Origin of the sequence: Vibrio sp. S9_S30, from assembly GCF_014694455.1 — a bacterium.
In the GTDB taxonomy this organism is placed as follows: domain Bacteria; phylum Pseudomonadota; class Gammaproteobacteria; order Enterobacterales; family Vibrionaceae; genus Vibrio.
In genome coordinates this window covers 316,953-338,270 of sequence record NZ_JAAUWT010000002.1, presented here as the reverse complement: position 1 = coordinate 338,270, position 21,318 = coordinate 316,953, and the positions used below count along the sequence as shown (strand labels likewise).

Sequence of the window (21,318 nt, the reverse complement as noted above, 5' to 3'; positions counted from 1 at the left end):
AACGCTAGTATGACGCCTATTAATTAGGGATATCAATACCCGAATCACGCATTTTTGCTAACTTGTAGCGCAGTGTTCTTGGGCTAATACCTAGCTTTTCCGCCATTTCTTTTCTGCGCCCATTACATTCCGCCAACGTATCCAAAATAATAGCGTATTCCTGTTCTCTTAGCTCAGAACCTAGACCATCGGTAGACGATCCCATTATTTTTGTAATCTCATTATCGGGCTCTGCGATAGGCTTAACGGAAGGTATAGCCACATCACCCGATTCAACAACCGCCTGCAAACTATTGGCATCTTGCCAATCGACACCTTCAAGCAGGATGTGGTCGGAATCAATGTCGCCTTGCTCACTTAAAATTAAAGCACGCTGGATAACGTTATCAAGTTCACGCACGTTACCTGGCCAAGGGTAGGACACCAATTTGTGCAATGCCGTTGCTGATATGTTAGGAACGGGCATGCCTAACTTCTTACAATGACGTTCCACCAAGTGTTTGGCGAGTGGCTCAATGTCGCCCTGACGCTGACACAATGGTGGCCAAGCAATTGGGAATACGTTCAAGCGGTAATACAAATCTTCCCGGAAATGACCTTGTGCTACGTACTGTTTCAAATCACGGTTACTGGTGGCTAACACACGCACATCCAGTTTGACACTCTTACGACTGCCTAAACGTTCGACTTCTCGCTCTTGTAATACGCGGAGTAGTTTTGCTTGTAGATTCAAGTCCATTTCACTGATCTCATCGAGTAAAATGGTGCCGCCTTGAGCTTGTTCGAACTTACCTGGACATGCCTGAACGGCACCAGTAAACGCCCCTTTCTCGTACCCAAACAGTGTGGCTTCCAGCATATTATCGGGAATGGCAGCGCAGTTGATGGCGACAAAAGGCCCTTCACTTCGCAGGGATGCATTGTGTATGTAACGAGACATGACTTCCTTGCCCGAGCCACTGGGTCCAAGCACGATAACATTGGCGTCCGTTCTCGCGACTTTGTCTGCGAGAGCTAACAACTTAAGGCTTTTCTCGTCCGCGACGACTGCATCACCTTCATCGTCACTTTTTACGGGCGCGTAACGGCTAACCATGTTGAGCAACACTTCTGGTGCAAATGGTTTCGCCATATAGTCAATCGCCCCTTCTTTCATGGCGGCAACCGCATCTTCGATATTGGCGTAGGCAGTCATTAACAATACAGGTAGGTTTGGCCAATGCTGTTTAATATTTCGGAGCAGCGCTAATCCGCCCATACCAGCCATTTGCACATCGGATATAACAATATCCACTTCTTCTGATTTTAGAATAATCAGAGCTTGTTCCGCACAATCCGCCTCGACCCACTCATATCCTGCTAAAGCAAGGGTGTCTACAAGAGCCTCACGTAGACCTTCGTCATCTTCCACTATCAGTACTTTGCTTTGAGCCATCATTCTTCTCCAGAGTTTGTTGTTGCAAGGGGCAGACAGACAGTGAAACAAGCACCATCTCCCGGCTCTGAAATCAGTTCTAACCTTCCATCATGGGCTCGACATACCATTTGAACAACGGCGAGCCCTAATCCCGTCCCTTGAGAGCGAGTAGTAAAGAAAGGTTCCATAATTTTTTGCTGTAATTCAGGAGGGACACCTGGACCGCTGTCCTGAATCGAAATTTTGAGTTCGTTATTTACGACTCGAAAGTAGACATCAATTTGCGCTTCTTTCCCTGAAATCTGTATGGCATTGATAACAAGATTGCTCAACGCTGACGCCACCGCATTGGCGTTCCCCATTAATATCGCATCCGGGTTTTCTAATTCGAGATGGTAATCAATTGAGCTGGTTTTGATTGCGGTTTCTACCATAGGTTGAAATTCAGAGCGCAGATCGTCGACCGTAAACGGCTTGACGACTTTGTTATCTCCACCTTTTGCAAATAACAGCATGTCGTTAACTTGTTTTTCGAGATCGTGTAATCGGTCTACCAGTTTGGTTTGAAAACGTTCACGTGTGGGAGCCGGTAGGTTTGGCGCACCTAAGTTGGAAGCGTAAAGCATTGCGCTAGAAAGTGGCGTGCGTACTTGGTGCGCTAAAGATGCCACCATTCGCCCTAAAGAGGACAACCGCTGCAAATCGCCAACACGAGCTTGCAATAATCGTGTTTCAGTTAAGTCGGTAATCAAAATTAGCTGACCAGTTTGAGAGGCAGAAATGGCAAGGCGTACTTTACGACCATTACGAAGTGAAATTTCGTGCCCATCATCTTCTCGTGGAGCAAACGCAGCTTGGATGACTTCAAACCACTTCTGTCCGACTAGCGGAACTTCCAGCAATTTTTCTGCTTCAGGGTTCGCTTCGTAAACACTGCCTTGGGTATCAAGTAAGATAACCCCAGCTGGCATCACATCCAAAACTTGTTTGTAACGCGCAACTTGATCTTCTAAGGTTCCTAACGTCGAGCTGCTTTCTTGAATTTCTGATGGTGCCATGACAGGTTTCCGACTAAAAACAACAATAGCCTAGGATGCATAATGCATGCCAGGCTATTTTTGCTTAAATATCAGATAATTAAACCAAAAAAGACAGTGTCAATTGATTGACAAAAACGTGCTTACCGATTGAGATTATACTTACGCATCTTCTCTACTAGGGTGGTACGGCGCATTCCTAACATGTCTGCCGCTCGAGCAACGACACCACCTTGAGCCTCTAACGCTTGACTGATCATGTTCACTTCAACGTCAGCCAAGAGCTCTTTCAAATTAACACCTTCTGGAGGTAACTCTTGAGGGCTATTGGCATTGTCGGCCATATCGAGCACACTTCCTTCAAAATTGAAGTCTTCAGAAAAAATGTCAGAAAGTGCGTCACGCTCTTGCTCTTCAATGGTTCGACTTGAGCCAATATTTTCTGGCTGAAACTCTGGAATATCACTATAGCGATATTTGGTGGGTAGATGATTCACATCCACTAAGCTGTTTGGAAACAGAATCACCATGCGCTCAACCAGATTGGCGAGCTCACGCACATTACCTGGCCAATCATGTTCCATCATGGAATTGATGGCCCGAGGTGTGAAGCATATCGGCATCCCACCTTCAGCTTCCATTCGGGTCAGCAATTCTTTGAGCAAAAGTGGAATGTCTTCTTTACGATCTTTAAGAGCTGGCATATCGATAGGAAAAACATTCAATCGATAGAATAAGTCTTCACGGAATTTTTCTTCTTCGATCATTTTCTCGAGGTTGCGGTGCGTCGCTGCAATCACTCGAACATCGGCTTTGATTGTATTGTTGCCACCGACACGCTCGAAGCTACGCTCTTGAAGCACTCGAAGCAATTTCACCTGCATTGACATTGGCATGTCGCCAATTTCATCAAGAAAAAGTGTGCCACCTTCAGCCAACTCGAACCGCCCTTTACGTGCGGTGATTGCACCTGTAAACGCGCCTTTCTCATGACCAAACAATTCGCTCTCTAACAACTCGGGAGGAATGGCGCCACAGTTAATTGGAACAAATGGGCCATTTCTACGCGGGGAGTGATAGTGGATATTTCTCGCCACGACCTCTTTACCTGTCCCAGACTCGCCAAGAATAAGAACATTCGCTTCGGTTGCAGATACTTGTTCGATCAAGTGACGCACATCTTGTATGCCTTGACTTTGCCCAACCAAACTTCTGAACAGTGTGTTTTTACGGCTCGCCGACGGCAATGGCCCCCCTTTTCGACCAAGAAACTCTTGGCAATGTCGCAAAGCATCACTGAGCTGGGGGTAATTCAAAGGCTGTTCAAGCTCACCAACATAATGTGGAAAGTCATCCACAGAAATGGTGTTACTGCTTAACGTAAGAAGTGGAATATGGTTGGATTGTTTCAGTGTTTTAGTAAGAGGCGCTTTATGGTTTACAGATCCTAAGATACATCCCGCCCATGTTGCTGACCAATCAATGCTGTCGATTTCATCGGTACTGATGACTTCACAGTGTTCACCGATAAACTCAAGAATTATGCTTAAATTATGTTTAACCTGCTGATCATCTTCAATAATCAACAATTGTGCCAAGCCTTGCATATAAATAAGTGTTTGCCTTTAGATTTTAATCATTATCGTACAGACCTAAGCCCTGCAACTTTGTTTCATTTACGAATGAAGTATGCAATATCACGAGCGTTAAGAGAGCAGCAAAAACAAAAAAGTCATTAAAAGAGTAGGCTCTAATAATGACTCTATTCTATGCGATAAAAAAAATAAGGCAACCAAGCACTTTGCGGATGTGAGTTTTGTTCTAAAACATCTTAAATCCGTGTTACTGACCTATTTCCGCAGAGGTCAAATTATGAAACTCAGCTGGAATCTGATCCCATGCTGATTTGATCTCTCGAATGATATCGACCACATCATCAATTGGTTTGGGTTCGTTACTCTGATTCGCAACCGTAATTTGCGCAATCATGAATTCGTATAACTGATCTAGATTTTTAGCAATATCACCACCGTCGTCCATAGATAAGCAAGATCGAAGGGCGATTACAATGTCTAACGCTTTACCTAAACGCTCACCTTTTGTTGCTATGTTTCCCTGCTGCATTGCAGCCTTACCTTGAATCAGGCGCTCAATTGCACCAGCCATCAGCATTTGAATGATCTTATGCGGAGAGGCCGCAGACAATTGACTGTCTACTGAAACCTTTTTGTAAGCCTGTAAAGAACCTCGCATGGTAATCCTCTCTTATAGAAACTTCTTGTATTGCTGAACCGACTTGTTTCCGTGTCGATACTTTTTCAAGTGTTCAGCAATTTTATTGGTATTCGCCTGCATCAATAAAACCATTTTCTGTGTTCTAACCACAGCGTCTTTCCACTCTTCTTTATTGATGAGCTCAGGCGATTTTTCAAACTCTTGCAAAACACTTTGCAACAACTGTTCTCTTTTATCGACCACAGCAACAATTTCTTCAGCCATTATTTCATCTTTTTCTAAAAAAGATACAAGCTGCCGATCGAGATCGCTTAGGTCGGTCAATATATTGGACATACATTAACCAAATGCATTCATCATGCCAGAAAGCTGTGCCTGCATCTTACTGGTCGCTTCCTTCATCGCAGAAAACTTATCCTGCGTTCTTTGTGCGAGGGTGTCCATTCGACGATCTAAGTTGACTTGCTGATCGTTCAAACGGTAATTCTGCTCATACAGGCTCTTTTCTCGTGTACTGATAGAACCTGTCACACCGGTCATCGAATGTATGGCGTCTTCTACCTTTTTCGCAAAGCCATCACTTCCACCAAAAAACTCACCAAGCTTGGTGAAATTTTTATTTAGTTGCCGATCGAGCATGTCATAATTAACTTCCAGCGTCCCCTGACGCGTCGTCGTTATGCCAAATTCCGTCAGGGTTTTAATATCTTCTGGTGCATCCTTTATCGCGGTAGTAAAAACCGTCTTTAAACGCGATTCAGCGCCACGAACGATACTGTCTCCAGAAAGAGGACCCGCGGCCCCAGAAGCAGGATCTGCCGCTGAAAGTTCTTTGCTGAGCCTAAAGAACTGGTTGTACGAATCCACAAACGTTAGGATATCGTTCCTGACACGTTCTCTATCGTAGTCTATCCCGATTTCCGTTTGTTTCTTCGGGTCTGATACGCCTTTTAGCGTCAAGTCTACGCCATCAATCGCGTTCTCAATAACATTATTGTCGCTGCTGACCTGTGCAATGCCATCCAAGACCACCAAAGAATCTTGACCTTGTTGTAATTCATTCATACCACTATAGCCATCAAACGCTTTTTGGGCGACTTCGATTCTTGACATGGCATTTTTGATGTCTTGATCGTACTGAGCTTTAGCATTCGTCATCAGCATGGCATCACGTTCTTTCACCGTGACGTAGGAATCGGTTAGTGTGCCTGACGCCGTTGGCGACCAACCAGGTATATCGGACGACTTCTCGCGTGCTTCGTCATCCAACCCGTCGGTTCTTGGCTTGTAAGAGCTCAGTAATGTGCCTGATGCCGCTTCAGAGAAGCCTGGAATGGTGTCTTCTGGCTTAGGCGGCTTTTGTTGTTCTACACCATCAATAATAACGGGCTCTTCGATACCCGGTAAGTTAACGACATAGACGGGCAGCGCACCATCAGGATTGATCGGCTTGCCTTCTAGAGCTTCTTCAATTTCTTTTGGTGAATATTTATTCGACAGAACGGCAACATCTTGCCCATCTGCTGTTAAAACTGGCGAAGTTTGCAGTTTTAGGAGTGCCGCTTGCGCTTCTTCCAGGTCTTTCATCCTGTCTTCTAGCGTTTTATATTCAAGCGCTTCCAAGGGATTGTTTGGATCAGCGGAATTGGCTGAAACATAGATTTGATTTTCTGCACCCGTTTTTTCTGAGGCTAAAATAATGCGCTGGCCATCAACATCATTAATGATGGCAGCGCGAACACCAGGATTGCCGGGAGCTGCATTGATGCTTTTTACAACATCAATGAGCTTGGCATTTTGTTTTACTTCAACAGTAAAATCCCTTTTTCCTAAACGGATCTGCAGCTCACCAGCCCCAAAGCGAGTTTTCTCACCCACAATGTTAGAACCCAACTTATGGTTCTGAGCAAGCTGCACCACATCGACAGCATATTTGCCAGCAATTGCGTCCGTTGTGGCAGTAGCCGAAACTACTTCTTCATCAGATGACTCCACCGAACGTACGGCGAAAGCCTTATCCTGACGAAACTGAGCCATCAGTGCTTTCATAGAATCCAGTGATTCCCTGAGTCGACCATAGGCGCTGATATTGGTCTCAACTTTGATGCGCTCATTATCGATCCGTTGCTGCTTTGGAAGCCGCTCCGAATCCACAATTTTGCTCACCATAGAGTTGATGTCCAGACCAGACATTCCGCCCATTGGGTTTACACTCATTCATTCACCTTCATACCTAATTACACCTTTTCCACGATCAACCCGGAGGAATTGGCGGCTAGGCGCCTTAATATTTCGAGCATTTCTTCGCTCGGTATCTGTTTGATGATATCGCCAGTATCCGCATCGAATACAGTGACGACTCGTCTCCCAGATTCGTCATCGAATTTAAAAGATAATCCCTTATTGAGTGACGAAATAAAATCATTTACTTCATCAATCCGTTTCTCCAGTTCGGCTGCGTTAATCTTAGTACGCTCTTTCGAAAAAGACTGCGCAGATTCGTTCTGGATAGCGTCTTTTGGGGTTACCTCTTCTTTTTCTGCTCGTTTTTGCGCATTAGCACTGGATACACCCTCAGCTGTAGAAGCAATTTTTGTGCCACTACCATAAGAAGGCTGGGAAATCGATGTGTAGGATGATATGTCCATAACGATCTCACCTCCACCTTGACAGCTTACAAAAGGTTGCCCTTATGCTCGCTTCTTACACAGAAGTATACCAGATTTAACCCAACAAACTCAGTGCCGCGGATGGTGACTGTTTTGCTTGAGCGAGGATAGATGTACTCGCCTGCTCAAGGATCTGAGACTTCGTCAATTGAGTGGTCTCTTTAGCAAAATCAGTGTCGCGTATGCGACTCATCGATGCGTTCACGTTTTCGTTAATGCTATCCAAATTACTGATAGCGTGGTCAAATCGGCTTTGGAATGCACCAAGCTCTGCGCGCTTACTGTCGACACTTGTTAATGCACCGTCAATGACGGCTATGGCTTGTTGAGAGCCTGCAACGGTTGTTACGTCAATATCATTGACCGCAACACCTTCTGCCTCTCCCATGCTCAGTTCTCCAGCTAACCCACCGCTGAACGTCACACCGCCATCTATTTTTTGGTTATGGGCAAATACACCCAACTCACCATTGTCGCCTACGTAAGCTTTTAGGTAATCCTGCTGACCATTAATGTAAGTCGCAACTTCTTCAATATCGTCGCCGGCCAAAGCGTTGATAGTGATACTTTGCTCATTACCCTCTGTGTCTGTAAACTCAAAGGTTATGTCAGTAGCTTCGCTGTCCACTACCCAGTTGCCATCTTTCGCATTCGCCGCTGTGTAGTTTTTTCCTGCCATACTTTCATGGTCGGAACGAACATTACCCATTTTCAACAATACAGCTTCACCGGAACTGGCACCTATCTGAAAAGATTGTGTGCCATAGGTACCGTTCAGCAACTTATTGCCACCAAAAGAAGTCGTTTCTGCAATACGATTTAATTCATCGTTTAGAGCACCCACTTCTTGCTGAATCGCAATCCGCTCTGAGCGGCTGTTGGAACCGTTAGACGATTGAAGTGCAAGGTCTCTCATGCGTTGAAGAATGTTAGTACTTTCCTTCATCGCTCCTTCCGCCGTTTGAGCTATTGATATCCCATCGTTTGCATTTCGCACTGCCACGTCTAAACCGCGACTTTGTGAATCCAAACGATTCGATATTTGTAACCCAGCGGCATCATCTTTCGCGCTATTTACACGGTATCCCGATGATAAACGCTCCATTGATCTGTTCATGTCGGCCACAGAGTTATTCAGGTTACGCTGGGCCGTCATAGCAGACACATTAGTGTTTACTGATATTGTCATATAGATCTCCTTTGACATTAAGGATGATGGCATCGCGTCTCTCACCTCGCTAAACCATCTCATTTCTCGCATTCCTTTTAACGGCTGAATCATCCAGTTCTTTAGAGAAAAACGTATTTTTTTTATTCTTTGTTAAGGGGGTAAAAGAAGGGATTCAATAACCGCATGACGATCAGTAGGTTAGAGTCAAGATCTATTTTATATGAAGCTCACCCATTCAAAAAAAGAATGTCATAACGGAAGATAATATGGCGACTGATAGCATTCTTTTCATTTACTCTACAGCTCCTACAATGCACGTCAGAGCAAGCTAGCCACGTTAAAGAACAGTGAGTTAAGAAGCCCGCTTTGCGTTGCGAGCAGGCATCAGGGACGCATAGACCGACCCATTTCAGGTACAAGTTTCTGATCTTTTTTGGCGGGTATTATTTGAATGGGGAGATAGAGCACCTGGAAGGGATGCAGAACACGCTCTCCAGCATAGCGTCAGAGGGTATATCAATAAACAATGACGCGACTAATGCCTCTCGATATTAATTCAGCAAGCTTGTCGCCGCCGAGGGCATTTGATTGGCTTGCGCGATGATCGCGTTTGAGGCTTGTTGCAAAATTTTTGATTTTGTAAAGCTTGTCGCTTCTTTTGCGAAATCGGCATCTCTAAGTTGCCCCTTGGAGCCACTCACATTAATGTTCATGTTTTCAAGGTTAGAGATACCACTTTCGAATCGGTTGTGAATTGCTCCCAGCTGGCCACGCTGGCTATCGACATAGGTCAATGACGCATCGAGCACCGCGATTGCTTGCTGTGCGCCGCCTACCGTACTGATGTTGAGAGAATCGACGGTAAGTTGCCCCTGTTTCGATAGTGCAAGTTCTGAGGCAAGACTGCCACTAAACGTAAGATCAGATTTTACATCATGATTTGGAGCAAACAGTTGCAATTGTCCATTTTCATTAACTGAAGCACTGATCTCGTTCGTTTGTCCGTTAATGTATGTCGCTAACTCTTCGATGTTGTCACCGGGAATAGCCACAATTTGCAAATTAACGGGTTGGTTTGCGACATCCTGGAACTGGATATTTAATGCGTTGCTTGAATCCGTAACTACCCAGTTACTGTCCTTTCCATTTTGTGCTTCGTAGCTGTCTCCTCCCATACGCTCACTATCTGTGCGCATGTCTGTCAGTGATACCATAATGGCGTCAGTGTTAGGTCCTATATGAAACGATTTGGTTCCATACGTTCCGTTAATCAGTTTCTCACCACCAAAGCTGGTCGTTTCAGCAATTCGATTGAGTTCGTCATTGAGAGAGGACACTTCATCTTGCAGTGCCTGACGATCGTTATCGCTGTTGTTTCCGTTGGCAGATTGAATGGATAAATCTCGCATTCTCAACATGATATTGGTTGCTTCGTTTAACGAACCTTCGGCCGTTTCAACAATGGACAACCCATCATTTGCATTTCGAATTGCTACATCTATCCCGCGAGTTTGTACATGGAGTCTATTTGAGATTTGCAGACCAGCTGCGTCATCTTTCGCTGTGTTGATTCTCATCCCCGAAGATAAGCGTTCCAGTGATGTATTTACATTGCTCATAACACCTTTCAATTGGTGTCTGGTTGCCATTGCAGATACGTTGGTGTTAACCGTTAATGCCACTGCAAGCTCCTGAAAATCTTTAAGTTCGTAGAATGTCCACTTTAAGCAATGCTCTTGCTTGGGCACAGGATTGACGATTTAAGTCAGTAACGGTAAACCGTCTGTATCCCTGTGGAATGCTAGGTGGCTGCAACACAATCAACCACCCAGACCGCCCTTAGTCTTCGAGTACTAGCCCAGCAGCATTAACGCCGAATTGGGAGATTGCTTTGCCTGAGCAAGTACCGAAGTCGATGCTTGTTGTAGAATCTGAGACTTAGTCATCGCCGTGGTTTCTTTCGCGAAGTCCGTATCTTTAATTCGGCTCTTAGACGCATTCACGTTCTCGTTAATGTTGTCTAAGTTATTAATTGCATGATCGAACCGGTTTTGGAATGCGCCCAGCTCAGCTCGATGGCTATCAACATACTGGAGCGCTGCATCGACAACCGCTACCGATTGTTGCGCACCCGATACCGTTCTGACATCGATATCGTTAACGGTTGTTGCCTGAGCAGCTCCCATAGACAACTCGCCACCCAGAGCGCCACCAAATGTCACCGCACCGTCAATTTTGTTGTTGTCAGCAAAAACTTGTAACACCCCATTGTCGCCGACTGACGCCTTAATTTGATCCGTTTGACCATTGATGTAGGTTGCCACCTCTTCGATGTCGTCTCCCGCCTTGGCATTAATAGTCAAGCTTTGATCAACACCATCTTTATCGGTGAATGAAATGGTCAAATCCGACGCCGCACCATCAACCGTCCAATTTGCATCTTTCGCATTGGCGGCTTGGTAACTTTGCCCCCCCATTGCGCTTTCATCAGAACGCATACTCTTAAGACCCAGCATGACGGCTTCACCGCTGTCCGAACCGATCTGGAATGATGCATTGCCGAAGGTACCGTTTAGAAGCTTGTTACCACCAAATGATGTGGTTTCAGCAATACGATTGAGTTCGTCATTTAACGCGGTAATTTCTTCCTGAATTGCAACACGCTCAGATTTACTGTTTGAACCGTTGGCAGACTGAAGCGATAGATCACGCATACGTTGAAGAATGTTTGTCGTTTCTTTCATTGCCCCTTCTGCTGTTTGTGCAATCGAAATACCGTCGTTGGCATTTCGAACTGCCACATCCAAACCGCGGCTCTGAACGTTTAAGCGGTTAGAGATTTGCATCCCTGCTGCATCATCTTTGGCGCTATTGATTTTATAGCCCGATGATAGACGTTCCATCGATGTATTAATGTCACTTGCTGCGTTGTTTAAGTGACGCTGTGCTGTCATCGCTGATACGTTAGTGTTTACTGTCATACTCATGGTGTTTCTCCCATTGATTTTCCGTTAAGGGCGGTTTCCGACGTCTCGGAAAACCAATTAGTTCTCTCAAAGTCATATTTTGTATCGACTTACTATTTATTTTCTTTAGGTATTTTTAAGAAAAAAACATTAAAAAATAACGAATAAACCAATAAGTGTATGAAATTGCTATTTAAATTATTTGAACTTAAATTATTATTAAAATACAAACAGTTATAGTTTTATAAATTACATTATTTTTGTTGTTTTTCCGATGTGAGGAATTCCTACCAGAGCGGCAGTATGTAGATATAGAAATGCATAAGTATTACGTAATACCTATCCAGAAAAGTAACGTTTTAGATACGCCTAAACATACAGAAATCAGAAGAACTAACACCAGGAATAGATGTAGGGATTCAGAGAATACACCGATGCTCTTGCGTCCAGTTAGTCACTGGCGAGGCACCCGTACTCTACAATTCTGAATCTCCATCCAACCTTTGGATAGATCACTTCCAATGAAACGAAACCGATATGGGCGAGTGTTGTGCAAATGCATGAACTATCAGATTTCTTCAGTGCATTTCACTCTGCCTATATATAACCTCGTTACCTGGTTATTGCGTGTTAGGTTGATAGGTCGCACTTTAATTATCCTGCTATTGTGACTGTACCGTTCTAGATCCGCTTATTGCGTCCAGATAGATCCATCCCACTTCCTGCTAAAATTAAAAAGCGAATCAGCCTGAGCATTGTTTAGCTAATCGTATCTATCTCCTTACAATCTGGTTAATCTCTTCAAGCATCTTGTTGACTTGCATGAACTTTCGGCACGATACCCATTAAAACCTCGATATCGTTTAAACCTTTTTGCTGTTGTGACTGTTTAATCAAAACAGCAAACTGGTCTACATTACTTTGCGATCTGAATGGGTCTTAGATTTCGACCATTTTTGATCTGGCTGGGTATAAAACCTCGATTTAATCTAAACCGATTTCGTTACCCCTACACCCATCTGCACTCTCCGCGGTGTTCTCCCCTCTCTTAGAAAAGAGAGGCGGGAAGGAACGTCATGGGCAGGCGCCCCTTCCCGCAAGAGAGTCGATTAACCCAGCAAGCTCATCGCAGCGTTCGGCGCTTGTTTCGCCTGCGCCAATATCGATGTCGATGCTTGTTGTAAGATCTGGGCTTTTGTCATTGAGGTCGTTTCTGACGCGAAGTCGGTATCTTTGATACGGCTCTTCGACGCATTCACGTTCTCGTTGATGTTGTCTAGGTTACTGATGGCGTGTTCAAATCTATTTTGAAAAGCGCCCAGCTCTGCTCGGTGACTGTCCACGTATTTCAAGGCGGTGTCGATAATTGCTACTGACTCCTGAGCACCGGCAACAGACGTCACATCGATGGTGTCAACCGTAACATCCTGACCAGCTGAAAATGCCAGCTCTCCCGCTAACGCGCCTGCAAAGGTGACATCCCCTATCACTTTGTTATTTCCTGCGAAGACTTGCAGTTTCCCACCATCACCCACCGATGCTTTCACTAAATCGGTTTGACCATTGATGTAGGTTGCCAGCTCTTCGATGTCATCGCCCGCCTTCGCATTGATGCTCAAGGTTTGCGCCTCTCCGAAACTGTCGGTCAATGAAATCGTTAAGTCTGTCGCGGCATCTGGCACCGTCCAGTCTTTGTCTTTGCCATTCGCTGCTTGGTAGCTCTTGCCGCCCATCATGGCGTTGTCGCTTCGCATATCTCGCATGGTGAGCATCACGGCTTCACCGTTATCCGCACCGATTTGGAATGCAGCGGTGCCGTACGTTCCGTTGAGTAGGCGGTTACCACCGAACGAGGTGGTTTCTGCGATACGGTTCAGCTCATCGTTCAATGCGGTGACTTCTTCTTGAATCGCGATGCGCTCCGCTTTGGAATTCGAGCCATTCGCTGATTGCAGCGACAAGTCACGCATACGTTGAAGGATGTTGGTGGTTTCGTTCATCGCACCTTCGGCTGTTTGAGCAATGGAAATTCCATCATTGGCATTTCGCACGGCGACTTCTAAGCCTCGGCTCTGTACGTTTAGACGGTTTGAGATCTGAAGACCTGCTGCGTCGTCTTTGGCACTGTTGATTTTGAAACCTGAAGACAAGCGCTCCATGGATAGATTTAAGTCACTTGCTGCGTTGTTTAAGTGACGCTGCGCTGTCATTGCTGATACGTTGGTGTTTACAGTCATGCCCATGATGTATTCTCCAAATTGGTTGATGGTTTGTAATTAAAGAGCTTTGCACATTTGCTTACACTCTTTCCTCTCTCTGTACTTTATATAACGGCTCAAAATGAAAATTCTTTAGCTAAAAATAAGCAAAAAAATCAAAAAATGAACCACTAAAACACAAATCAAACCTTAATCACAAAAACAAACAACAAAATAAGAAAAATACTCAAGATTACCGGAAGAAAACCAAGCAATACCGTCTTGTTTATCATGAATACTTAATTTGATAGTAAATGGCGGAAATCGCCTTCATTTACAGATTCGCTTTGCTGTTTCGACTAAGAAATCAGAACAGCAAAGCGATCTATTTATTTGCTTTGACTCATGTTCAGCGTGACCTTTTGTACCCATTTCTTATGCATATCTCTCTTGCATGTCATGCTTTCCTCGCTTCCTCAATTGAGAAAGAGAGGCGGGAAGGAACGTCATGGGCAGGCGCCCCTTCCCGCAAGAGAGTCGATTAACCCAGCAAGCTCATCGCAGCGTTCGGCGCTTGTTTTGCCTGCGCCAATATCGATGTCGATGCTTGTTGTAAGATCTGGGCTTTTGTCATTGAGGTCGTTTCTGACGCGAAGTCGGTATCTTTGATACGGCTCTTCGACGCATTCACGTTCTCATTGATATTGTCTAAGTTGCTGATCGCATGACCGAATCGGTTCTGAAAGGCACCCAGTTCGGCTCGATGGCTGTCTACGTATTTCAGTGCCGCATCCACTATCGCGACCGATTCTTGTGCACCCGCTACCGTCGTCACATCGATGGTGTCGACCGTTACGCCGTTTGCAGTACCCATCGCTAGCTCTCCTGCAAGAGCGCCGCCGAAGGTCACATCGCCAACCACTTTATTGTTCCCTGCAAAAACTTGCAGTTTCCCGCCTTCGCCAACCGACGCTTTCACTAAATCGGTTTGACCATTGATGTAGGTTGCCAGCTCTTCGATGTCGTCGCCCGCTTTCGCATTGATGTTCAACACTTGAGCCTCGCCGAAACTGTCGGTCAATGAAATCGTTAAGTCTGTCGCGGCATCTGGCACCGTCCAGTCTTTGTCTTTGCCATTCGCTGCTTGGTAGCTGTTCCCACCCATGAGGGCGTTGTCGCTTCGCATGTCTTTCAGAGTAAGCATGACTGCTTCACCGTTATCGGCACCTATCTGGAATGCAGCGGTGCCGAACGTTCCGTTAAGTAGGCGGTTACCACCGAACGAGGTGGTTTCTGCGATACGGTTCAACTCATCGTTCAATGCGGTGACTTCCTCTTGAATCGCGATGCGCTCCGCTTTGGAGTTCGAGCCATTCGCTGATTGCAGGGACAAGTCACGCATACGTTGAAGGATGTTGGTGGTTTCGTTCATCGCACCTTCGGCTGTTTGAGCAATGGAAATCCCATCATTGGCATTTCGCACGGCTACGTCTAAGCCTCGGCTTTGTACGTTTAGACGGTTTGAGATCTGAAGACCTGCTGCGTCGTCTTTGGCACTGTTGATTTTGAAACCTGAAGACAAGCGCTCCATGGATAGGGTTAAGTCACTTGCTGCGTTGTTTAAGTGACGCTGCGCTGTCATTGCTGATACGTTGGTGTTTACAGTCATGCCCATGATGTATTCTCCAAATTAGGGTGTGTATTTATGGGTTCCCTCTCTAATGGAGCCCATTCCTCTCTCTGTACTTTATTTAACGGCAACGAATTCGATTACTTTAGTTATTTTCATCACTTTATTTAAAATAACTATTAAAGCAGCCAAAAAACAAACTTAACAATGAATAAAAAACAGCTTTACTCATCGTTTACTTAATGTTTCATTGAAAAGCTCAAAAATAAAAAGGAGCCTTGGCGGCTCCTTTCATAATCGGGTATTTAGATTTAATTTTAACTAGCCCAGCAAGCTTAGCGCCGCGTTCGGCGCTTGTTTCGCCTGCGCCAATATCGATGTCGATGCTTGTTGTAAGATCTGGGCTTTTGTCATTGAGGTCGTTTCTGACGCGAAGTCGGTATCTTTGATACGGCTCTTCGACGCATTCACGTTCTCGTTGATGTTGTCTAGGTTACTGATGGCATGTTCAAATCTATTTTGAAAAGCGCCCAGCTCTGCTCGGTGACTGTCCACGTATTTCAAGGCGGTGTCGATAATTGCTACTGACTCCTGAGCACCGGCAACAGACGTCACATCGATGGTGTCAACCGTAACATCCTGACCAGCTGAAAATGCCAGCTCTCCCGCTAACGCGCCTGCAAAGGTGACATCCCCTATCACTTTGTTATTTCCTGCGAAGACTTGCAGTTTCCCACCATCACCCACCGATGCTTTCACTAAATCGGTTTGACCATTGATGTAGGTTGCCAGCTCTTCGATGTCATCGCCCGCCTTCGCATTGATGCTCAAGGTTTGCGCCTCTCCGAAACTGTCGGTCAATGAAATCGTTAAGTCTGTCGCGGCATCTGGCACCGTCCAGTCTTTGTCTTTGCCATTCGCTGCTTGGTAGCTCTTGCCGCCCATCATGGCGTTGTCGCTTCGCATATCTCGCATGGTGAGCATCACGGCTTCACCGTTATCCGCACCGATTTGGAATGCAGCGGTGCCGTACGTTCCGTTGAGTAGGCGGTTACCACCGAACGAGGTGGTTTCTGCGATACGGTTCAGCTCATCGTTCAATGCGGTGACTTCTTCTTGAATCGCGATGCGCTCCGCTTTGGAATTCGAGCCATTCGCTGATTGCAGCGACAAGTCACGCATACGTTGAAGGATGTTGGTGGTTTCGTTCATCGCACCTTCGGCTGTTTGAGCAATGGAAATTCCATCATTGGCATTTCGCACGGCGACTTCTAAGCCTCGGCTCTGTACGTTTAGACGGTTTGAGATCTGAAGACCTGCTGCGTCGTCTTTGGCACTGTTGATTTTGAAACCTGAAGACAAGCGCTCCATGGATAGATTTAAGTCACTTGCTGCGTTGTTTAAGTGACGCTGCGCTGTCATTGCTGATACGTTGGTGTTTACAGTCATGCCCATGATGTATTCTCCAATTGATTTTCCGATATTACGGTCTCCGCCGTCGCGGAAAACCAAGCGTATTTTTCTCTCGTGCTTTTTATAACGGCTCAGCTAAAAAGATCTTTAATAAAAAATAACCACTGGGTGAGGGATTTTGAAAATTCACCTAAAATCAGACTATTACGCTTTGATAAATACGTGGGAACATTCTAGAGTCGAGAAAATAGAGCAAAAATCGTCCTAACTGCATGGGAGGCTCTAAGGGGAAGAGTGAGTAAGCAGCTCACTTTCAATTAACAAATGTCTTCAACCTTTACTTTCCTCAAAGGGGATAAGAGCCCATCGTTTACTATGATGCGCATTCTTGAAGGTAAGAGAAAAAAAGATCAGAGCGCGCTCTGATCTTTTTTGCCTTCTTTTAGCTCATTCGTTCAATTAACTTATTCGTTCATTTAACCTAAGAGGCTCATCGCTGCGTTAGGTGCCTGCTTAGCTTGCGCAAGGATAGACGTTGAAGCCTGCTGTAGGATTTGTGATTTCGTCATCTTGGTTGTTTCTGATGCAAAGTCTGTGTCTTTTATGCGGCTCTTTGATGCGTTCACGTTCTCATTGATGTTATCTAGGTTACTGATGGCGTGATCAAAACGGTTCTGGAATGCGCCTAATTCTGCACGGTGGCTATCCACATATTTGAGCGCAGCATCAATGATCGCAACAGACTCTTGCGACCCCGCAACAGTGGTCACATCAATGCTATCGACCGTAACATCTTGCTTTGCCCCCATGGCGAGTTCACCAGCAAGACCACCACCAAACGTAAGGTCACTGGATACTTTGTTATTGCCAGCAAAAATTTGCAGTTTACCTTCTTCACCAACTGATGCTTTCACTAAATCGGTTTGACCATTAATGTATGTCGCCAATTCTTCGATATCATCGCCATCTTTGGCATTAATAGTCAGAGTCTGCGCTTGGCCAAAGCTGTCTGTTAGATTAATCGTTAAATCGGATTTGGCAGCAGATACGGTCCAATCTTTGTCTTTACCGCCAGTCGCTTGGTAGCTCTGCCCACCCATCAGAGAATTGTCGCTGCGCATGTCTTTTAGCGTCAACATAACCGCTTCACCGTTGTCGGCACCAATTTGGAATGCTTTCGTACCGTACGTACCATTTAGCAGCTTGTTCCCGCCAAAAGACGTCGTCTCCGCTATTCGATTCAGCTCATCATTTAATGCGGTCACTTCTTCCTGAATAGCGACACGTTCAGACTTAGAGTTAGAACCGTTTGCCGATTGCAATGACAGATCACGCATACGTTGCAGAATGTTCGTGGTTTCATTCATTGCCCCTTCAGCGGTTTGAGCAATAGAAATACCATCATTGGCGTTTCGAACAGCCACATCCAAACCACGGCTTTGAACGTTCAAACGGTTGGAGATTTGCAGGCCCGCAGCGTCGTCTTTTGCACTGTTGATTTTGAAGCCGGATGATAGGCGCTCCATTGAAGTCGCTAGATCGCTGGCCGCATTGTTAAGGTGACGTTGTGCTGTCATCGCCGATACGTTGGTGTTTACTGTCATGCTCATGGGTACTGCTCCAAATGATTTTCCGAATTACGCTTTCCGAGCCAATGCGTCGGAAAACCAAGTTGATTGCCACCGAAGTAACCTCAAGATAAAAATCAAAAGTCACTCGGGGTATTTTCAAGATGAAACAGTTAACGACACCCTATTGTTTTCCTTGAGGAATTTTTTAAGAAAAAATGGATTTTCCAGCTTAAGTGGTTACAAATAAATCAAACGCGATATATTTTGTTATTTCCCTCTAAAGTTCGCATTTTCCTTGCCGATACATCTTTCTTTTTTCTCGAGCCCAATCCAAAGCTCTGCACCCGCGATGTCAAAATCTTATTCACTTTTTCAAATGCGAGCTTACTTTGGCTAACCTGATTTTGGGCTAACCAGATCAAAGATTAAAAGGGCACGTTTTTGCAGGCAATCACGCCGAAGTAATCACGTCGAGTTAATCACGACAAGGTATCGGGTTTTGAGCCATGACGTTGAACCACGCTCTGAGGCGTGATCCTCAGAGATCAGATAAGTGGGCTGCCAACGATATTTGGCGAAGAATGCGTAAAAAGATCACGCGTTACTGCATTTTCTTGAGATGAAGTTTGCTCTATTGCAGCGCTATGCACATCGACAGTGGGGTAACCAATCTCTCGTTTAGCGCTTAACCTACCCCAATAGTGTCAATGCAATATTAGGTGCTTGTTTTGCTTGAGCAAGGATGGTGGTACTGACTTGTTGCAACATTTGTTGCTTTATCATTTCGACCGATTCTTTGGCGAAGTCGGTATCCTTAATGCGGCTATTGGAGGCGGCGAGGTTTTCATTAATGTTATCGAGATTGCTGATGGCATGATCGAATCGGTTTTGGAACGCACCCAATTGTGCACGATGGCTGTCCACGTATTCCAACGCAGTATCAATCACCGAAACGGCCCGTTGCGCGCCCCCCACATTGGTAATATCAAGGTCGTCAACCGTTTCAAGAACAGGGCCCGACATGGCTAACTGAGAGGCTAAACTGCCACTGAAGGTAATTGGGCTTGCGACGACGTCTGCCGACGCAAAAATTTGCAGCTGCCCATCTTCGTTTACAGACGCCGAAACGTGATCCGTTTGCCCATTAATGTACGTCGCCAGCTCTTCAATGTCATCGCCCACTTTTGCCTGAACATTGATGTTAACGAGATCCCCAACTTTGTCAGTAAAGCTAAGGTTAAACTCATTTTGACCTGCGCTGACCGTCCAGCTTGAATCCGCTTTTCCCGCCGCTATGTAACTGGCTCCCCCCATCGCAAGGGTATCGGAACGCATATTGTTTAGCGACACATTCACCGCTTCTCCGGCACTGGCTCCAATTTGGAAAGCAGAGCTTCCATACGTGCCATTGAGAAGCTTTTTACCACCAAAAGAGGTGGTTTCGGCAATGCGGTTGAGCTCATCGTTGAGAGCGCTCATTTCTTCTTGAAGGGCTATTCGCTCCGCTCGGCTGTTTGAACCGTTTGAGGACTGTAACGACAAATCCCGCATGCGTTGCAGAATATTGGTGGTTTCTTTCATCGCCCCTTCGGCCGTTTGTATGATTGAAATACCGTCGTTAGCGTTGCGCACCGCCACATCCAAACCACGCATTTGCGTTTCCAATCGGTTGGAAATTTGTAGACCCGCTGCGTCGTCTTTTGCACTGTTAATACGGTTCCCTGAAGCCAGTCGCTCCAAAGATTGGTTCAACGCCTGAGTCGCCACCCCGAGATTTCTCTGGGCGACCATCGCTGAAACATTAGTATTAACCGTAACGGCCATAAAACTGCACGCTCAAAATAAGGGTATTCAGCCCTATAACGGCAGGGGAAAAGAAATCTTTAGTCGAAATTTGAATGTTTTTTCTTCGGTGGGGAAATGTTAGTAGGATCGGGTCGCTAAGCACGACCCGATCACAAGCCTAAGTAAGCGCTAAATGTAAGCATTAGCGAGTATTACCTGAGTGTCTTTGATGAAGACACGTCTAAAGACGAAAGCATGGCTTGCGAAGGCGCGAAGAAATACGCCCCTGTCACTGCCGTTGTAAAACGTAGGAGTTGGTCGGTTTTTCCATCCGTTTCACCGTACATACTTTCAAGCATGGCTTTGAAGTTATGGAGCGTATGACAGTAGGCAATAAACAACAAACCGTGATCACCTGAAACACTGCCGTAAGGCAAACTATGGCGAACAATTTTAAGCCCTTTCCCTTCTTCTTTTATATCGACACGCCCAACATGGGAAGCGGCTGGAACATCATCTAGCTCAATAGAGTCTGGTTTGGTTCGTCCTACCACCTTCTCTTGTGCGGATACATTCAGCCGGTTCCAAGCGGGCAAGTTATGGACGAAGCGTTGAAGCATCACATAGCTTCCGCCAGAAAATTCACCCTCAGGAATGATGGCAACCTCACTGCGTTGCTCACCTTCTGGGTTTTCGGTTCCATCAACAAAGTCGGTCATATCGCGGGAATCAAGGTAGCGATAACCATAGGTTTCATCGACCAATTCTACGTATTCAGCAATAGGCATTAAGAACTTACGTAATGCAAAAAAATGGAGATGGTGACGATCAGAGTGACAGTGAATCAGAACATCGACATCCGTTGACGGTGCAATCACGTTATCTTTACCCAGCTCACGGAAAGGCTCTAACTCACTAGGCATGGGCTGATTCAATTTCGACCAAAACTGATGCGTGAAAGACACGCTCAGCTTGATATTGGCGTTTTGCTGCTGATTGATCTCTTCCACCAAGGCTGGTAGCGCTTGAAGCGAAGACAATACCGTTTGAGGTTCGCTCGTGATTTTAAATAAAGAGTAAAGCGCGAAAGGGCTTCCTTCCGGTACAATCGCAGTTTGCGGATTCGACATATTGATTCTCACCTGTAGTTTGCATCATTGTTCCGCTTCTTTCTGAACGGATGTATATACTCAAAATACGAGTATAAATATAGTGCCATAAACGTC

At 45.5% G+C, this 21,318-nt stretch carries 16 protein-coding genes; all 16 read right to left on the bottom strand.

What is annotated here, in order from left to right; genetic code table 11:
• Positions 1-19: 19 nt before the first annotated feature.
• The gene (locus tag HC752_RS03755; RefSeq protein ID WP_190333859.1) at positions 20-1,435 is read right to left on the bottom strand and encodes a sigma-54-dependent transcriptional regulator; all 1,416 of its coding nucleotides are present in this window, start codon (positions 1,433-1,435) and stop codon (positions 20-22) included.
• The gene (locus HC752_RS03750) at positions 1,435-2,475 is read right to left on the bottom strand and encodes a sensor histidine kinase (RefSeq protein WP_190333782.1); all 1,041 of its coding nucleotides are present in this window, start codon (positions 2,473-2,475) and stop codon (positions 1,435-1,437) included. The genes HC752_RS03755 and HC752_RS03750 overlap by 1 nt, the downstream gene beginning before the upstream one ends.
• A gap of 122 nt (positions 2,476-2,597) precedes the next feature.
• The gene (locus HC752_RS03745) at positions 2,598-4,061 is read right to left on the bottom strand and encodes a sigma-54 dependent transcriptional regulator (protein ID WP_190333781.1); all 1,464 of its coding nucleotides are present in this window, start codon (positions 4,059-4,061) and stop codon (positions 2,598-2,600) included.
• Positions 4,062-4,296: 235 nt separating this feature from the next.
• Complete coding sequence (fliS, locus tag HC752_RS03740) at positions 4,297-4,707, bottom strand: flagellar export chaperone FliS (protein WP_190333780.1); 411 nt, start codon at positions 4,705-4,707, stop codon at positions 4,297-4,299.
• 12 nt (positions 4,708-4,719) lie between these two features.
• Complete coding sequence (locus HC752_RS03735) at positions 4,720-5,025, bottom strand: flagellar protein FliT (protein ID WP_190333779.1); 306 nt, start codon at positions 5,023-5,025, stop codon at positions 4,720-4,722.
• Between the two features lie 3 nt (positions 5,026-5,028).
• Positions 5,029-6,906: a flagellar filament capping protein FliD gene (fliD, locus tag HC752_RS03730; RefSeq protein WP_190333778.1), complete on the bottom strand. Its 1,878-nt coding sequence runs from the start codon at positions 6,904-6,906 to the stop codon at positions 5,029-5,031.
• Positions 6,907-6,926: 20 nt separating this feature from the next.
• On the bottom strand, positions 6,927-7,337 hold the full coding sequence (locus HC752_RS03725; protein WP_190333777.1) for a flagellar protein FlaG: 411 nt from the start codon (positions 7,335-7,337) through the stop codon (positions 6,927-6,929).
• Positions 7,338-7,413: 76 nt separating this feature from the next.
• Complete coding sequence (locus HC752_RS03720) at positions 7,414-8,547, bottom strand: flagellin (RefSeq protein ID WP_190333776.1); 1,134 nt, start codon at positions 8,545-8,547, stop codon at positions 7,414-7,416.
• A 533-nt stretch (positions 8,548-9,080) separates the two neighbouring features.
• Positions 9,081-10,211 (bottom strand): flagellin, encoded by a 1,131-nt coding sequence (locus HC752_RS03715; protein ID WP_190333775.1) that lies wholly within the window; start codon positions 10,209-10,211, stop codon positions 9,081-9,083.
• 171 nt (positions 10,212-10,382) lie between these two features.
• Positions 10,383-11,516 (bottom strand): flagellin, encoded by a 1,134-nt coding sequence (locus HC752_RS03710; protein WP_190333774.1) that lies wholly within the window; start codon positions 11,514-11,516, stop codon positions 10,383-10,385.
• Between the two features lie 1,088 nt (positions 11,517-12,604).
• Positions 12,605-13,738: a flagellin gene (locus HC752_RS03705; protein ID WP_190333773.1), complete on the bottom strand. Its 1,134-nt coding sequence runs from the start codon at positions 13,736-13,738 to the stop codon at positions 12,605-12,607.
• 496 nt (positions 13,739-14,234) lie between these two features.
• Positions 14,235-15,368, bottom strand: coding sequence for a flagellin (locus HC752_RS03700; RefSeq protein WP_190333772.1), 1,134 nt, complete (start codon positions 15,366-15,368; stop codon positions 14,235-14,237).
• 276 nt (positions 15,369-15,644) lie between these two features.
• Positions 15,645-16,778 carry a flagellin gene (locus HC752_RS03695; protein ID WP_190333771.1) on the bottom strand — a complete coding sequence of 378 codons (1,134 nt, stop codon included), beginning with the start codon at positions 16,776-16,778 and terminating at the stop codon, positions 15,645-15,647.
• A 434-nt stretch (positions 16,779-17,212) separates the two neighbouring features.
• Complete coding sequence (locus HC752_RS03690) at positions 17,213-18,346, bottom strand: flagellin (RefSeq protein ID WP_190333770.1); 1,134 nt, start codon at positions 18,344-18,346, stop codon at positions 17,213-17,215.
• A 651-nt stretch (positions 18,347-18,997) separates the two neighbouring features.
• Positions 18,998-20,131 (bottom strand): flagellin, encoded by a 1,134-nt coding sequence (locus tag HC752_RS03685; protein ID WP_190333769.1) that lies wholly within the window; start codon positions 20,129-20,131, stop codon positions 18,998-19,000.
• Positions 20,132-20,304: 173 nt separating this feature from the next.
• Positions 20,305-21,222 carry a Dyp-type peroxidase gene (locus HC752_RS03680; RefSeq protein WP_190333768.1) on the bottom strand — a complete coding sequence of 306 codons (918 nt, stop codon included), beginning with the start codon at positions 21,220-21,222 and terminating at the stop codon, positions 20,305-20,307.
• Between the last annotated feature and the right edge of the window lie 96 nt (positions 21,223-21,318).

Coding starts and splice junctions, on each gene's coding strand:
- HC752_RS03755 (WP_190333859.1), bottom strand. CDS start 1,435: ATGGCTCAAAGCAAAGTACTGATAGTGGAAGATGACGAAGGTCTACGT.
- HC752_RS03750 (WP_190333782.1), bottom strand. CDS start 2,475: ATGGCACCATCAGAAATTCAAGAAAGCAGCTCGACGTTAGGAACCTTA.
- HC752_RS03745 (WP_190333781.1), bottom strand. CDS start 4,061: ATGCAAGGCTTGGCACAATTGTTGATTATTGAAGATGATCAGCAGGTT.
- fliS (WP_190333780.1), bottom strand. CDS start 4,707: ATGCGAGGTTCTTTACAGGCTTACAAAAAGGTTTCAGTAGACAGTCAA.
- HC752_RS03735 (WP_190333779.1), bottom strand. CDS start 5,025: ATGTCCAATATATTGACCGACCTAAGCGATCTCGATCGGCAGCTTGTA.
- fliD (WP_190333778.1), bottom strand. CDS start 6,906: ATGAGTGTAAACCCAATGGGCGGAATGTCTGGTCTGGACATCAACTCT.
- HC752_RS03725 (WP_190333777.1), bottom strand. CDS start 7,337: ATGGACATATCATCCTACACATCGATTTCCCAGCCTTCTTATGGTAGT.
- HC752_RS03720 (WP_190333776.1), bottom strand. CDS start 8,547: ATGACAATATCAGTAAACACTAATGTGTCTGCTATGACGGCCCAGCGT.
- HC752_RS03710 (WP_190333774.1), bottom strand. CDS start 11,516: ATGAGTATGACAGTAAACACTAACGTATCAGCGATGACAGCACAGCGT.
- HC752_RS03705 (WP_190333773.1), bottom strand. CDS start 13,738: ATGGGCATGACTGTAAACACCAACGTATCAGCAATGACAGCGCAGCGT.
- HC752_RS03700 (WP_190333772.1), bottom strand. CDS start 15,368: ATGGGCATGACTGTAAACACCAACGTATCAGCAATGACAGCGCAGCGT.
- HC752_RS03695 (WP_190333771.1), bottom strand. CDS start 16,778: ATGGGCATGACTGTAAACACCAACGTATCAGCAATGACAGCGCAGCGT.
- HC752_RS03690 (WP_190333770.1), bottom strand. CDS start 18,346: ATGAGCATGACAGTAAACACCAACGTATCGGCGATGACAGCACAACGT.
- HC752_RS03685 (WP_190333769.1), bottom strand. CDS start 20,131: ATGGCCGTTACGGTTAATACTAATGTTTCAGCGATGGTCGCCCAGAGA.
- HC752_RS03680 (WP_190333768.1), bottom strand. CDS start 21,222: ATGTCGAATCCGCAAACTGCGATTGTACCGGAAGGAAGCCCTTTCGCG.